General features: G+C 60.8%; 11 protein-coding genes. 4 read left to right on the top strand and 7 right to left on the bottom strand.

Features of this window, described 5'->3' with window-relative positions; genetic code table 11:
- Position 1: 1 nt before the first annotated feature.
- The 5 genes from MTX36_RS24965 to MTX36_RS24945 form a co-directional block, all read right to left on the bottom strand.
- On the bottom strand, positions 2-388 hold the full coding sequence (locus MTX36_RS24965) for a nuclear transport factor 2 family protein (RefSeq protein ID WP_243622321.1): 387 nt from the start codon (positions 386-388) through the stop codon (positions 2-4).
- Positions 385-1,530, bottom strand: coding sequence for a 3'(2'),5'-bisphosphate nucleotidase CysQ (locus tag MTX36_RS24960; RefSeq protein ID WP_243622320.1), 1,146 nt, complete (start codon positions 1,528-1,530; stop codon positions 385-387). The genes MTX36_RS24965 and MTX36_RS24960 overlap by 4 nt, the downstream gene beginning before the upstream one ends.
- Positions 1,527-3,371, bottom strand: a complete 1,845-nt coding sequence (gene cysC, locus MTX36_RS24955) for an adenylyl-sulfate kinase (protein ID WP_243622319.1) — start codon at positions 3,369-3,371, stop codon at positions 1,527-1,529. Before cysC ends, MTX36_RS24960 begins: the two co-directional genes overlap by 4 nt.
- Positions 3,371-4,297, bottom strand: a complete 927-nt coding sequence (gene cysD, locus MTX36_RS24950) for a sulfate adenylyltransferase subunit CysD (protein ID WP_243622318.1) — start codon at positions 4,295-4,297, stop codon at positions 3,371-3,373. The genes cysC and cysD overlap by 1 nt, the downstream gene beginning before the upstream one ends.
- A gap of 122 nt (positions 4,298-4,419) precedes the next feature.
- Positions 4,420-5,343: an IclR family transcriptional regulator gene (locus MTX36_RS24945; protein ID WP_243622317.1), complete on the bottom strand. Its 924-nt coding sequence runs from the start codon at positions 5,341-5,343 to the stop codon at positions 4,420-4,422.
- Between the two features lie 115 nt (positions 5,344-5,458).
- On the opposite strand from MTX36_RS24945, the gene MTX36_RS24940 reads away from it, so the two are divergent.
- From MTX36_RS24940 to MTX36_RS24925, 4 genes are all read left to right on the top strand, one after another.
- The gene (locus MTX36_RS24940) at positions 5,459-6,625 is read left to right on the top strand and encodes a hypothetical protein (protein ID WP_243622316.1); all 1,167 of its coding nucleotides are present in this window, start codon (positions 5,459-5,461) and stop codon (positions 6,623-6,625) included.
- 2 nt (positions 6,626-6,627) lie between these two features.
- A complete protein-coding gene (locus MTX36_RS24935; protein WP_243622315.1) occupies positions 6,628-7,410 on the top strand; it encodes an SDR family oxidoreductase in 783 nt (260 codons plus the stop codon).
- A gap of 7 nt (positions 7,411-7,417) precedes the next feature.
- Positions 7,418-8,557 carry a sulfotransferase gene (locus MTX36_RS24930; protein ID WP_243622314.1) on the top strand — a complete coding sequence of 380 codons (1,140 nt, stop codon included), beginning with the start codon at positions 7,418-7,420 and terminating at the stop codon, positions 8,555-8,557.
- A 101-nt stretch (positions 8,558-8,658) separates the two neighbouring features.
- Positions 8,659-10,035 (top strand): alpha/beta hydrolase domain-containing protein, encoded by a 1,377-nt coding sequence (locus tag MTX36_RS24925; protein WP_243622313.1) that lies wholly within the window; start codon positions 8,659-8,661, stop codon positions 10,033-10,035.
- Here MTX36_RS24925 and MTX36_RS24920 read toward each other — a convergent pair.
- Positions 10,009-10,854 (bottom strand): alpha/beta fold hydrolase, encoded by an 846-nt coding sequence (locus MTX36_RS24920; RefSeq protein WP_243622312.1) that lies wholly within the window; start codon positions 10,852-10,854, stop codon positions 10,009-10,011. The genes MTX36_RS24925 and MTX36_RS24920 overlap by 27 nt on opposite strands.
- Positions 10,851-12,641 (bottom strand): amidohydrolase family protein, encoded by a 1,791-nt coding sequence (locus tag MTX36_RS24915; RefSeq protein ID WP_243622311.1) that lies wholly within the window; start codon positions 12,639-12,641, stop codon positions 10,851-10,853. The genes MTX36_RS24920 and MTX36_RS24915 overlap by 4 nt, the downstream gene beginning before the upstream one ends.
- Positions 12,642-13,078: the final 437 nt, after the last annotated feature.

Here is a 13,078-nt window from a genome sequence, read left to right as displayed (position 1 = left end):
ATCAGCCCTGGCCGGCTGCCGCCGTGATCGGCGCCATGTCGAAGTAGTCGCGCCAGGCGCTGATCTTTCCATCTCGAACTTCGAAGACACCCATCACCGGCAACGCCACCTCGGCGCCGTTGATGGTGAAGACGTCGACGCGCTCGTTCATCACGACATCACCGCTGCCGACCTGTCGCTTGATCTGGAAGTCGATACCGCCGAAGGCCAAGATAAATCCTTCGATAAAGGCCTTGATCGCTTCCTTTCCGGACACCGGTTCCATCGGAATGTTGTGGTAGACAGCATCTTCAGTGAAGAAATCGACAATTTTGGCAACGTCCGCATCGACCCAGAGTGCACAAAATTCTGAAATCAAGTTCTCGGGTGTTACGAGCTCGGATGTCATTGTGTTTCCTCGTCGTTCAGGTGGGGTTCGATGATGGCCAAGATGGATTGAATCTCGCCGGCCGGAATACCGAAATACTCGGTGACGAACACCGTGACGGCAGGCGATTGTCCGGGAGTCCCGAGATCAAGCAGATACCGCGCTACGACGCTTTCGCCCCACTCACGCAGTGCGAGTTCACGTATCGCGATGATTCCGCGGTACTGCTGACCGTTTTCGAGTTCGTCACTGATGAATGCGCCGGTGTCTCCGGTGCGCTCCCCGTTTTCGACGCGCCACGCGTCGGGCGCAAAGCGAACTTTGGTTGCGTCGTGACTGAGAAGTGCGTTGACGTATTCGCGTGCCATCGCGACGCGCCCACTGACTGCCGATTCGTTGGAGTGTTTGGCAATTGCGCTCAGAATTGTCTCGGCCAACTCCGGTCGGCATATCACGAGATCCGGTAGGTAGGGGTGGGATTCGTTGTAGCGCAGGGGCGAACCGTCGATGCGACTGCAATGCAGGCCCGCTGCCGCAGCGACGCCAACCGGCGCCGCCGAGTCCCATTCCCATTGCCCGCCGGCGTGCAGATAGGCGTCGACGTCGCCGCGAACGACGGCCATCGCCTTTGCTCCGGCCGAGCCCATCGGGATGACTTCTGCACCGAGTTCTGCTGCCACGTCGTCGGTAAATGCCGGCGGCCTCGAGCCACTGACCACGATGCGGAGCGGCGAGTTGGGGGGAACGTCAGCGAAGCTGTCGCCGCTGGAATACACCTCTACGAGCGCCGGTTGAGAGACAGCTGCCGCGGTAATTTCCTGACCTCGCTCCCAGAGTGCCACGTGCACAGCCCAATCCGTATGACCAGGTAGTCCGTACTCTTTGGATCCGTCGAGCGGGTCGATGATCCAGACTCGGGACGCTTCCAGCCTGGTGCGATCGTCGGCAGATTCTTCGGACAGGACAGCATCATCGGGGCGAAGTTCAGCGAGCCTGTCCAGGATGTAGGCGTCGGCGGCTTTGTCTCCGCGCCGGCCCAGTTCCCGACCGTCAACGATTCCGAGGCCTTCGGCTCGAACCTCGAGGAGGATCGCGCCCGCGACCTCGGCCAATTGCGCCGCCAACTCGGCGTCAGTGGATCCGCTGGGGGTTGTTTCGCTCACCGGTCCAACACTTCCATAATCCGCAGGGCAATTTCGGTAGGCGTTCCGTTCTCCGGACGAACAATCAGTTCGGCCTGCTCCGGAACCTCGTAGGGATCGTCGACGCCGGTGAATCCGGTGATCTCACCGGCCCGAGCCTTGGCATACATGCCCTTGGGATCGCGGGCCTCGCACGCTTCGATCGGCGTATCGACGTACACCTCGATAAACCTCAGCCCGGCCGCTTCGTGAGCGGCACGCACTCGATCACGGTCCTCGCGGTACGGACTGATCAGGCAGGCCACCGCGACGGCTCCGGAGTCGGCGAACATCTGCGCCACCGAGCCGACTCGGCGAACGTTTTCGGCGCGATCGTCGGCGCTGAATCCCAAATCTGCGTTGAGTCCGTGCCGAAGGTTGTCACCGTCGAGTCGGTAGGCCGGGATACCGGCGGCGACCAGCCGACGCTCGAGTTCGACGGCGATGGTGGACTTGCCAGATGCCGACAGACCTGTCAGCCACACGGTTGCTCCCTGAGTCGCACGCTCGTCGCGGGAGACTTCGGAACTGTGCCAGACGACGCGCGATTCCTTGAGCGTCGGGCCGTTGATCATACCGGCTGCGACGGTATTGCCGGTGGTCTCGTCAACGAGGATAAAACTGCCGGTGACACGATTTCGCCGGTAGGGGTCGAACATGAGGGGCTGCTGCGTCTTGATCGAGATGCGGCCGATCTCGTTGAGAGACAGCGATTCCGCACTCTCGTCGCGGTGCAGAGTATTGACGTCGAGACGGTAGTCCAGCCGAACGATTTGAGCTTTGGTGGAACGAGTGGTGTGCAGCAGCGAGTATCGATTGTTCTCGGACAGTGTGGTCTGCTCGGTAAGCCAACAGATCATCGCGTCGATCTCCTGGCCGACCTGCGGCCGATTGTTGAGTCGGCAGAGTTGATCGCCGCGACTGACATCGAGATTGTCGGCCAGTTCGATACAGACCGCCGACGGTGCGAAGGCCTCCTCGATCACGGTTCCACCGGGACCGTGGACTGCCTTCACCGTCGACGTGAAACCGGAAGGGAGAACGACCACTTCGTCACCGGTCTTGAAAACACCGCTGGCGACGGTTCCCGCGTATCCCCGAAAATCGTGAAGTTCGGCATCAGTCTGATTCTGCGGACGGATGACGTATTGCACCGGAAAACGTGCGTCGATGAGATTGCGATCCGACGCGATGTGCACCTGCTCGAGGTGGTGCAGCAGCGACGGACCGTCGTACCAGTCCATATTCTCGGTACGCGCAACGATATTGTCCCCCAACAGCGCCGACACCGGAATGAAGGACAGATCGTGCACGTCGAGCTTGATCGCGAACTGACGGAATTCTTCCTTGATCTCCTCGAATCGCTCCTGCGACCAGCCGACCAGATCCATCTTGTTCACACACAGCACAAGGTGCGGAATCCCAAGAAGCGTTGACAGGAAAGCGTGTCGACGCGTTTGTTCCAGGACACCTTTGCGAGCATCCACCAGGATGAGCGCCAGGTCGGCCGTCGACGCACCGGTCACCATGTTGCGGGTGTACTGCTCATGCCCCGGGGTATCCGCGATAATGAATTTGCGGTGCGGCGTCGCGAAGTAGCGGTGTGCCACATCGATAGTAATGCCCTGTTCGCGCTCGGCACGCAAACCGTCGGTGAGCAGCGCCAGGTTGGCGTACTCGTCGCCGCGTTCACGACTTGTCCGTTCGACTGCTTCGAGTTGATCTTCGAAGATCGATTTGGAGTCGTAGAGCAACCGGCCGATGAGCGTCGACTTACCGTCGTCGACGCTGCCGGCCGTGGCCACTCGGAGGAGTTGCGGCATCAGAAGTACCCCTCTTTCTTGCGATCTTCCATACCGGCTTCGGAGATTCGGTCGTCAGCGCGCGTTGCTCCGCGTTCGGTGATCCGACTGGCTGCTACTTCTTCGACAACGGCTGCCGCTGTTTCGGCGGACGATTCCACACAACCGGTACACGTGGCGTCGCCGACGGTCCGAAAACGCACCAATGCTTCGTAGGATTCTTCACCCTCACGCAACTCGAGAAAGCGTGTGCGCGCCAACAGCATTCCGTCGCGCGGCACCACTTCCCGCCGATGAGCGTAGTAGATGTTCGGGAGGTCGATCATCTCGCTCTCGATGTACTGCCAGATGTCGAGTTCGGTCCAGTTGGAGAGCGGGAAGATCCGAATGTGCTCGCCCTTACGATGTTTGCCGTTGTACAGGTTCCACAGTTCGGGCCGTTGCACCTTGGGGTCCCATTGACCGAACTCGTCGCGGAAGCTGAAAACGCGTTCTTTTGCGCGCGCCTTTTCTTCGTCGCGTCGAGCTCCGCCGAACACGGCGTCAAACTTCCCGTCACGAATTCCGCGCAACAGTGCGTGTGTTTGCAAGCGATTTCGGCTGGCGCCAACCCCGGTGTCTTCGGTGACCCGGCCGGCATCGATATCGTCCTGCACGCTGGAGACGACCATCCGCAGACCGAACCGGTCTACGGTGCGATCACGGAATTCGATGACCTCGTCGAAATTGTGACCGGTATCGACATGCATGACAGCAAACGGCAGAGGCGCGGGCCAGAATGCCTTGGCCGCGACAGCCAGCATGACAACGGAATCCTTGCCGCCGGAGAACAGGAGCACCGGCTTCTCGAACGTTGCCGCCACCTCACGAAAAATGTGGACTGCCTCGGCCTCGAGTGCCCGCAGATGCGATAACTCGTACGCGGGCGGGGATTGGAGTGTTGCCATCTCTTCAGCTCCTGAGCATCGAGAACCCCTGCGCGGATCACCTACCCCGCTTCGGTACGTTTTTGTACCGCACTGGTTCTAAACTGAACGCATTCACAGAATAGAACGCGTTCTACTCGAGGTCAATGGCTGCGAACGGGACTTCTTCCGCCCACTTCTGCGGTCACCGCATCGGCCGCCTCCACCAACGCCGTCGCTCGTCGTACGATTTCGGCACCCGAGATCGCTCCACCCACGTACAGCGTCAACACCAACGCCTGATGCCCCTCGGCGTCGTAGGTCGGAGCCGCAATCAGGGAGACCGGATGCTCGTCGTCCGAACTGATGTCCCGGCCGAGGTACACCCGCTCCCCCAAACTCGACACCATTTCACCGAGCAACTCCCGCACTTCCGGCGGAAGATCGTGCGTCGCAACGCCGGCCATCAATGTATGCAGACGTTGACCGATCGGATCGAGACTCTCGACAAGGTATCCCGCGCCACGACATTCCCGGACCACGCTCCACAAGCGCTCACGATCGAGTCGAACTGGAAGGCTGGGTTCTTTGCCGAGCCAGTTCTCGAGGTCGTCGTCAGACCCCCACAGCACGTACATCAACCCGACCGGTGGGGCGAAGGGATAAACCTGGCCGACCCGGGCCGCAATCCGTATCCGCTCGGGGCCGGTTACCTCCAGAACGCTGATCCGGTCTCCGACCACCGCCGACGCCGTACACGTAGTCCCGAATTCCGCACTCAACTTCTGCAGGTGCGCCCGGGCGATCGGACCCACGGCAAACCCGCGCTGAGCGGCGCGGCCGGCTGCGATCAGCGCCGGACCCAACCCGTAGGTCTTGAGCACTTCATCCCGCGCCAGGTACCCGCGATCCGTCAGGACCGTCAGGATGCCCAAGCAGGTCGGCTTGCTGATCTCGAGAGCTCGGGCCAGCTCCGACAATCCGAAACGCTGGTCAGGGCGGGCAACGAGATGGTCGAGCACCTGTACGACGCGTTCGGTCGGTGGGGACTGACGTCCCGCAGAACGGACCTTCTCGGGCTCACCCATTGACCACTCCCTAGAACGCGTTCTATTGTCGGTTCAGAAACATCTACCCCATAGGTACATATTTGTACCATGACGCTCTGGACCGGCGAGACTGCCGGAACTGTAAGGAGCCAACGTGTTGACGGACCCGTTTGCCCAGGCAATCGCCGAGGCCGAAAAACTGATCGAGACTGCGCCGCACATCAGATCCGAACAAGATCTCCTGGAAGGCTACGAGTACCTGGCCGGCGGAATTCTTGCCACCATGCACGCAGCTTGGGCCTCCGAGAAGACCCATCCGAGCTTCATTCAGGGCACCGGTCCATTCACGAAAATGGGCCTCGACAACCCCGACACGCTGTACTTCGGCGCCCGCATCAACGATGACAAGGAATACAAAGTCACCGGAACGCGCGGCACCACAGCCGATCTCAGTTTCCAGGTGCTGAGCGGCAACTACACCAATTCCAATGTTCCCGGCAGTGAGATCGCTTTCGACGATCGCAAACTGGACATCGCCGACGACGGCACGTTTGTTGCCTGGTTCGGACCCGGCCCGAGCGGCGGCCGCGCCAATTACTTCACGCTGGCCCCCGGATCCTCGCAGCTCGTCGTTCGTGAGGTCTACAGCGACTGGAGCCAGCAACGCGGAATCATCCGTATCGAACGCACCGATGCCATCGGAACTGCGCCGGCGCCGCTGACTCCGGAAGAAACCGAGAAGCGCTTTGCCCGCGCCGGCAAGGCCCTGGTCACCCGGGTCAAGACCTGGCTCCAGTTCCCCGAGTGGTTCTACATGAAGCTTCCGGTCAACACGATGACCGAACCGCGTCTGACGCCCGGCGGCCTCGCGACGCAGTACTCCTCGGTGGGGCACTACGAACTGACCGACGACCAGGCGATGATCATCACCGTCCCGGCGTCTGATGCTCCGTACCTCGGTTTCCAACTCGGCAGCCTCTGGTACATCTCACTCGACTACATCAACCACCAGACCTCCCTCAACAACGGTCAGGCCCAGGTAGATCCGGACGGGATGGTCCGAATGGTGGTGAGCGAGAAGAACCCCGGCGTTACCAACTGGGTGGAAACCGTCGGCCATCCGCGCGGAATCCTGCAGTTCCGCTGGCAGCGAGTGTCGCGGGAACTTACTCCTGCCGACGGACCCAGCGTCGAAATCGTGGAGATCGCCGACCTCGAGAAGCACTTGCCGCATTACGGCACCAATACGATCACGCCCGAAGAATGGGCAGCGCGAATTGCGCTGCGCCAGTCCGCCATCGACAACCGAATGCTGGGGTAATCATGACCGAACTGCTCAAGGACCAGGTAGTAGTCATTTCCGGGGTAGGGCCCGCTCTCGGCCGTTCACTGGCCCTACGCTGCGCGGCGTCCGGTGCAAGCCTGGTTCTCGCGGCACGCACCCAGTCGCGATTGGACGACGTGGCAAAGGAAATCGTCGACGCCGGCGGACGCGCAGTAACCGTGGCCACCGACATCACCGATCAGGCGTCCGTGGAGAATCTGGTCGCAGAATCGATCGCCGCCTACGGCAAGGTCGACACTCTGGTCAACAACGCCTTCTCGGTGCCGTCGATGAAACCGTTGGCACGCACCGACTACCAGCACATTCGTGACAGCATCGAACTCACGGTGCTCGGGGCACTTCGGCTGACCCAACTCTTCACACCGGCACTGGCCGAGTCGAAAGGCTCGGTTGTGAACATCAATTCGATGGTGCTCCGACACTCTCAGGAGCGGTACGGCAGCTACAAGATGGCGAAGTCGGCTCTGCTCGCGATGTCACAGTCACTGGCCACCGAACTCGGACCCCAGGGTATCCGCGTGAATTCGGTTGCTCCGGGCTACATTTGGGGCGACACACTCAAGGGCTACTTCGCACATCAGGCCGAAAAGTTCGGCATGACCGTAGATCAGATCTACGAGCACACCGCTTCGAACACCGATCTCAAACGCCTCCCGACGATGGATGAAGTGTCCGATGCGGCAATCTTCCTGGCGTCACCTCTGGCCAGCGCTGTCACCGGGCAGTGCCTCGATGTCAACTGCGGCGAATTCCACCACTAGGAGCACCATGTCTGAACGCACACACGTCGGAACTGTCGAAGATCTACACGCGTCCGCGACCAAGATGACCGGGCTCACCGATTTCGGCGTCGACGATTACACCGAGGCGCTGTCGGTTCTCCTCGAGTCGTACGACCGCGACGAAGACCTGACGCCCTTCGGCAGCAAGATCTCTCGTGTGTTCCTACGTGGCGCACTCGTTGCACGGTTGCTCAGCGAATCTGCCTGGAAACAACATCCCGAGCATGCGGACGTGAAGATCGAACGGCCGATCTTCGTCACCGGGTTACCTCGCACCGGAACCACTGCGCTGCACCGCCTCCTGACGGTCGATCCGGCACACCAGGGACTCGAAATGTGGCTGACCGAGTTTCCCCAGCCTCGCCCGCCGCGCGATACGTGGGAAACGAATCCCGTGTACGCGAAGATCGAGGAAACGTTCGGCCAGCACCATGTGGAGCATCCCGAGTTCATGGGCGTGCACTACATGTCGGCGAGCGAAGTCGAGGAATGCTGGCAACTGCTGCGCCAGACCTTCAAGTCCGTGTCGTACGAGTGCCTGGCCAACCTGCCCACCTATTCGAACTGGCTGAAAAAGCAGGAATGGTCCAATGCCTATGCGCGCCACAAGAAGAACTTGCAGCTGATCGGACTTCCCGATCAAGGTCGCCGGTGGGTGCTCAAAAACCCCAGCCACCTGTTTGCACTCGACGAACTGATGGCCGCCTACCCTGATGCGTTGATCGTCCAGACGCATCGCTCCCCCACGACCATCATCCCGTCGGTGTGCAGTTTATCGGCGCAGGCCACCGACGGGTGGTCCAACACCTTCACCGGAAAGGTCATCGGCGAGAGCCAACTCGAACTCTGGGCGCGCGGCCTCGAACAATTCGATGCCGCACGCGCACATCACAATCCGGACCAGTTCATCGATGTCGACTACCAGGATTTTGTCACCGACCCGCTCGGCACCGTCGAGAACATCTACACCCAGTTCGACATTCCGTTGACTACCGCAGCACAAACGTCGATGGAGTCGATGCACGAGGAATCTCGCTCCGGCTCACGCAAACCCGCTCACAAGTACACGCTCGAAGAGTTCGGTCTCACAGCCGAGCAGGTAGAGGAGCGCTTCGGAGCACGGTAACTCGGTCCCGCACAGCGGGAAAACCACACCAGGGCCCCGGGTGCCGGTACAGGATCGGCGGCAACCGAACACAGACGCCGACACCCGGAGACCTGCTCACTATGACGTTGCACCTCAACCGATCAATCTCTGTCGCAGGGCCGATAGTCGGGGGTTCCCACGGCTTCCCCGGCACATCCACGTCGCTGGATATTTCGGCCGCCGGCTACGTCGAACACGAGTACTTCGTCAGCGGTAACGCAGCGTCGTACATCGCTACGAACTCGTGGACTTCCGATGGCCGTTGGGACGTCGAGGAAGAGTCGTCGGCGCCGTACACAACACGAATCATCGTGCGCACGCCGACGGACCCCGCCAAGTTCAACGGAACCGTCCTCGTCGAGTGGCTCAACGTCAGCGGCGACACCGACATCGATGTCGACTTCGGACACATGAACGAGGAAATCACCAGAGGCTATGCCTGGGTAGGTGTTTCCGCGCAAGCTGCCGGGATCACCAGCACCGGCGGTAGTGCTCTCGGTGACGGTGTTGTCGGCCTACTGACGTGGGACCCCGAGCGATACGGGAATCTCGATCACCCCGGAGACCGGTATTCCTACGACATCTTTTCTCAGGTCGGCGCAGCGTTGCGTTCCCCCGGCGACGTCGATCCGCTGGGCGGTCTGGTGCCGACGCAGATCCTTGCGGCCGGACAGTCACAATCGGGATTCCGAATGCTGACGTACGCAAACGCTGTTGCGCCTCACGCCCGAGTCTTCGACGGCTTGATCGTCCATGCCCGCGGCGGCATCGGAGCTCCGCTGGGCGACGGCATGATGCTCCTGGATCCCGCACCCGCCCGAGTACGCACCGATCTTGACGTTCCGGTGTTCCAGTTGATCACCGAGACCGAACTTTTCGAACTGTGCGGCGGACCCGGCCCCACCAGTTTTGCTGCCGCCCGTCAGCCCGACACCGACATGATCCGCACGTGGGAAATCGCGGGAACTGCACACTCGGACGCATACTCACTGAAAATCCTTCATCCGCAGTACGTTCGTCAGTTCGTCGACATCAAGAACCTCGCAGCACTGTTCGACATCGTCAACGACGGACCACAGCGATACGTCTCTTGCGCGGCTCTGCGAGGCTTGCGCGAGTGGGCAGCAGGCGGCTCTGCCCCCGCGTCGGCACCTCCCATTACGACGGCTGACGACGCGATAGTGCGCGACCGCCACGGAAACGCGCTGGGCGGCGTCCGAACACCTCACCTCGATGTACCACTCGCGGTTCTGACCGGAGAAAAGGTACACGTCCCCACCAACGGCGCGACCATCCCGTTCGATGCCTCGACGTTGGCTACCCTGTACCCGACCCACGAGGCGTACGTGACGGCGTTCACCGAAGCCACCGACCGCGCCGTGGCGGGTGGTTTCATTCTCCCGGAGGACGGCGCCGTACTGATCGCCGAGTCAGCCCGACAAATGCTCGGCGAGTAACCGGTCCAACTGCTGCGGTACCTCGTCGGGTATCCAATGGCTCACGCCGCGAAGAACTTCGAAACGGTACGGACCGTCCACGAATCGCGGCGTGAGCTCACTACCTTTGCGACCGATTGCGGTGTCGTTGTCGCTCCAGATGTGGAGCGTCGGAACGCTGATACGAACGGCACGTGGTTTCGGATTTCTCATCCACATGGCGCGATACCAGTTCAGACCGCCTCGTAGCCTTCCCGACGAACGCATTGCCTCCAGATCACGTCGGGCCAGCTCGGATGCTTGCCCACTGGCTACCAGGACTTTCTGTCCGACAACAGTTTTGGAAATGATCCATTCCGGAAGAATCGGCAATTGAAATACCGCCATGTACCAGGACTTCAAGCCCTGAGTGCTGGTCACCATTGCTCTGACAAATGCCAATGGATGCGGAACGGACAGCGCGGTCAGCGTACGCAGCAAGTCCGGTCGCAGCGCCGCGACCTCCCAGGCGACTCCGGCGCCCCAATCGTGGCCCACCAGATGCACTTTTCCGACGCCCACGGCATCGATCAAAGCAACAGTGTCGGCAGCCAGTTCGGATCCTCGATACGACCACCGCAATTTCGGACGGGCCCCGGGTGAATATCCGCGCTGATCCGGCGCAACGGTGCGATAACCGCGCGCGTGCAGGTACGGCACCAAACGATCCCAGGACGACGAATCCTGCGGAAAACCATGGAGCAGAACAACAACCGGGCCGTCGATCGGGCCCTCGTCACGAACGTCGAAGGTCAGCCCGGAACGTGTGTAGGTGGTGAGCCTCGAAACTTCTGCGGTCATGGTGCCACGCTAGCGCGCACCGACTCTATCGCGGGCGAATTTTCACCCGCCCTCAGAAACCTGCCTGTCTTCTCGATCCCGAAGCCTGCTGCGAATTCGCCGTCTCGGTACACCAACCGGCCGTTGATCACGGTAGCCACCGCGGCACCGTCGCTACGGTTTACCATTCGAGTGATGCCGTTGTATTCGGGAACCGACGCCTCGAACAGTCCGTCCACCGACTCGTCGAGTCCGGCGGGGTCGATGACAACGAGGTCGGCGCGATCGCCCGGGCGCAAGTGCCCGGCGTCAAGTCCGTACCACTCCGCGAGTTCGCCGGTGAGGCGATGGATCGCGCGCTCGACGGTCAGGAACGGCTTACGATCTCTCTGAGCATCGTTGACTCGCTTGAGAAGTCGCACGGGATAGTTGTAGAACGCCATGTTCCGCAAATGCGCGCCGGCATCACCGAAGCCCATCTGAACTCCGGAACTGGCCGCAAGTTTCTTGGCGTACTTCGGGCGGTGATTAGCGATCGTGGTGCGCCAGCGAAGCTTCTTCCCGTACTTCACGACGAGGTCGAGATAGGCGTCGACCGGATGCACGCCACGAATGTCGCCGACCTCCCCGAAGTTCTTGCCGATCAGGCTCTCGTCGGGGCAACCGACGATGACGGCGTCGTAGAAGTTTCGGTGCCAGATGCGCGGCGAGAACTTGTTATCGTAGTCCTTGCGGAAGGCGCGACGGTAGGACTCGCCGCGCAGCAACTCATTTCGCCGCACCTGATCCTGGAGGTGTAGCGCTGCCGCTCCGGCACCGAACTCCTCGAATACCACCAGATCGATGCCATCGGCATACACGGTGAACGGAACGGGGAGGTGCTGCCATCTGAAATCTGTTCCGGCAAAACGGTTCAGCAGGGGCGCGGCGGCCAGCATGAAGTAGACGATCACCGGATACGCCTTGGAATCTGCGCCGGACAGCAATGACGTCTTGAGCGGCTTCTTGCGTCCGAACGACGAGCTTTCGGCAAAGAACGCCGCAACGTTGGGATGCAGATTTATGGTCGGCGCACTCTGCAGAATCTTGCCGCGATCACGCAAGATGCGGTTGAGAAAACGGAATTCCCGCCACCTCGCATAGGTCGACGGCAATGAGCGGGAACGGTATTCGTCGCCGTCGATCTTGTCGAGCGCATTGGTCATCGAAGAGAGTCCGAGCATCCCGGCATCGATAGCGTCGCCCAGCATGGTGCCCATGCGAGCGAGTTCCGAGCGGGTCGGCTTGACCGCCTTGTCGGTGCCTCGCCCCAATCCCAGTACGTGCGTGCGAATATCCGAATGACCGATAAAGGCGGCAACATTCGGTCCGAGGGGAAGCTCCTCGAGCGCCGCCGCGTAGGCAGCAGGCCCGGTCCACGTCTTCTTCTCCTGGAGAATCCGCAGGACCGCGTCGTGGGGGACGGCTTCAACCCGACTGAACAGGTCCGCACATTCCTGCGGAGTCGAGTACACGGTGGACAGCGAGCAGTTGCCCAGTACAACCGTCGTGACGCCGTGGCGGACAGATTCGGGCAACCCGGGGCTCACGAGAGCTTCGGCGTCGTAATGCGTGTGGACGTCCACAAAGCCGGGGAGCACCCACTTGCCGGCGGCATCGATCACTTCGGTGTCGGGCCCGACGGGAAGCGGATCAATCGACACTTCTACAAGAACCCCATCCCGGATTCCCAGATTGCGACGCAGGCCGGGCACACCGGTTCCGTCGAACCACAGACCGTCATTGACCACGATGTCGAAAACTGACACTGTCTGACTCCTCGCCCCATCTACGTGTGACTGAACGTTATAGATAGTCACAGAAAGAAGTCAATGGGGCATCCACTTATGGCCGCGACCAGCGCGACTACTGGACAAATTGCCGATTCTGCGCAATTGTGATCCGGAACACCGGGCACGCGCCAGCGAGGGCTGTTAGGTATCTTGCTTGCAGTGGCACTGGACCACGTTTCCCCAACACGTAAGGAATTACGACATGCAGTCTGTCGAAGACGTTTTGCCCGAAGGTGTCAAGCTCGCCGACATCATGAATGTCCTCAAGCTCGGAGTGGCTGCCATCGGTCTGATTTCCGCAGTCTCCGCTTTCAGCTGATCTCCACGCACCACCAACCGGCCAGACTTCGGGGAGTTTGGCCGGTTTTATCCTATTTGTGTAGCATTCGCAGGCTTTTCGCCACGCCGAATTA

The sequence above is a fragment of the Rhodococcus sp. ARC_M6 genome (assembly GCF_022810305.1).
Lineage (GTDB): Bacteria > Actinomycetota > Actinomycetes > Mycobacteriales > Mycobacteriaceae > Rhodococcus_F.
The sequence above is the reverse complement of the archived record's forward strand: the minus strand, read 5'-3'. Positions and strand labels throughout refer to the sequence as shown.